The organism is Streptococcus suis, assembly GCF_002964575.1.
Taxonomy (GTDB): domain Bacteria; phylum Bacillota; class Bacilli; order Lactobacillales; family Streptococcaceae; genus Streptococcus; species Streptococcus suis_R.
This window is the reverse complement of sequence record NZ_POQQ01000005.1, coordinates 1-989: the sequence shown is the minus strand read 5'-3', so window position 1 is coordinate 989 and position 989 is coordinate 1. Positions and strand designations below refer to the sequence as shown.

Sequence of the window (989 nt, the reverse complement as noted above, 5' to 3'; positions counted from 1 at the left end):
TATCTCTCTCAAATCCATTCTGCTCCGTTCTTCGTGAATAATTCTTAAACGAGTAGACAACCCCATCTGGTTTTATCCACTGGTCAGAATCTTCTAAGTAAGTCCAGTTTTCAGGATTGGCATCACTCTTCTTATAGCTTTTCTTCTGCTCTTTCTGATATGTTCCGTAGGGAATCAGAGGTGTTTTCCCCAGGTCATCAAGGATAAAGCTATAATTTTCTTCACTACCATAACCTGCATCCGCGACAATGTGTTTAAAGAGTTCTAGGGTTTGGATGGATTGAAGAAAAGGCTTGAGTGTACGAGTGTCAGTTGGATTCGGAAACAGTCCGTAAGCTAAGGCAAACTGGCTGTTTGTGCCAAGTTGGAGGTTGTAGCCCGGTTTGAGCTGACCATTTTTCATACTCGCTCTTTTATTTCAAGGCTCGTGAAGAAACAGTCTCTCCCCAGACTGTTTCTTCCTCTTTCATCCGCATAAATGTTGCATCGTGATCCGTTTTAGAGTAGGAGTTTCGCTCTTGTAGAATCTGCTTATCTCGTTCGTACTTCTGTTTCCGAACAAGACAATCTTCTTTCAACTTTCTCTTGAGTTTCTTAATTCTTCTTCGTTTCTGTCTGTTGGCTGATCCACCTTTAATGACTTTCGGCTCTTGTGAGATAGCTTCTTCCACCTCGTCCAATACTTGTTCTGTCTCATGGAGGAGTTGTTTGAGTCCCTCGCTAGTGAGGCATTCTTCCTGGGACAAGGCAGTATTCACCCCTTCTTGAACTAGATTGTCATAGAGGGCTGAAATACTTCCATTCAAGGCATCTTCATAGCGTTCAACGGCCTTTTTCCACGTGAAAGAATACTTGTTGGCATCAGCTTCTACCTTGGTCCCGTCAATGAAGAGAGCCTCATCTTCAATCAATCCATTCTCTCTGAGGAGGAGAGTGAAGTAGATGAAGGCAGATTTGATGAGCTGATTGGCGTGTGTGCTAGCCCGAAA

At 43.4% G+C, this 989-nt stretch carries 1 pseudogene; it reads right to left on the bottom strand.

Annotation, left to right across the window (positions count from 1 at the left end):
* Window positions 1-989, bottom strand: a pseudogene (locus C1E58_RS00370) (transposase); the annotation flags it as partial.